Source organism: Nonomuraea lactucae, assembly GCF_003313395.1.
Classification (GTDB): Bacteria; Actinomycetota; Actinomycetes; order Streptosporangiales; family Streptosporangiaceae; genus Nonomuraea; species Nonomuraea lactucae.
Genome location: NZ_QNFZ01000414.1, coordinates 1 through 1,016 on the forward strand (window position 1 = coordinate 1; position 1,016 = coordinate 1,016).

Consider the following 1,016-nt stretch of genomic DNA (forward strand, 5'->3'; position numbering starts at 1 on the left):
GCTCGCGTGCTCGTCGCCCGAGGCCGCCCCCGCCGCCGCGGCGACGAGCGCCGGCTCCGGCCCGGACGCCCCGAACACCAGGTCGCGCGGCATGCCGTCGAACAGGCCGGCGAGCGGGTCCGCCGGGCGAAGTCCGAGCACCCGCCCGATCGCCAGCCGATCGACGACCATCCGGGTCGCGTGCCGCCAATCTCCCGCGTGCACGGTCTGCTGCACGGCCTCGGTCGGATGACCCGCGAGGTCGAACCAGGTGGCGGCCCGCCGGTGCAGCCCGGCCACCTCGGTGGGCGAGGTGTTGTGGAGGACGAAACGGAGCGCGTCACGGATCATGGGCTGGTAGTGGTACCAGCCGTGCCCGAGGGGCATGACGAACGCGTTCTGCCGGACCAGCGGGACGAAGTGCGCTCCGGCCTCCTCGCCGGCCAGCTCGGTGGCCAGCTCCGCGTCGAAGCGGTCGACGACGCTCGTGCACAGCAGCAGCCGCCGCGCCTCGGCTGGCTGGGTGTCGAGCACCTCCTCCATGAGGTAGCCGGCGACCGCGTGGTCATCGCCGCCGAACTGCTCGGCGAACGCCTCGGGCTCCGGGTGGGATTCCATGGACATCGCGGCCAGGCGCACTCCCGCCGCCCATCCCCCCGTGCGTTCGTGGAGCCCGTGCAGGGACGCCGAGCCGAGCCGCACGCCGTGCTGGGCCAGCACCGCGGAGATCTCCCGCTCGCTGAACGACAGGTCGTCGGCGTGGATCTCGGTCAGCCCCCCGGCCAGCGCGTACCTGTGCAACGGGATGGGCGGATCGCCGCGGGCCGTGACGACGACGCGCAGCGCCGGGCCCACCTGCTTGAGCAGGTGGGTCACGAACTCGGTCAGCGCCCAGCCGTACTCCGGCCCGAAGCCGTCCATCACCAGCACCACAGGCGTGTCCGGCCCGGTCGGGGGCGACGCGACGCCGGCCAGCCGCGAGGCGACGTCCGCCAGCAGCCCCTGCGCGCCGGTGCCGGTCCGCAGCGGCCGCAGCC

General features: G+C 74.6%; 1 protein-coding gene. It reads right to left on the bottom strand.

All coding sequences use genetic code 11. The features are described 5' to 3' along the window. Positions 1 to 1,016, bottom strand: a 1,016-nt coding sequence (locus DQW85_RS22295; RefSeq protein WP_205315318.1) for a winged helix-turn-helix domain-containing protein, incomplete at both ends; no start/stop codon positions are given.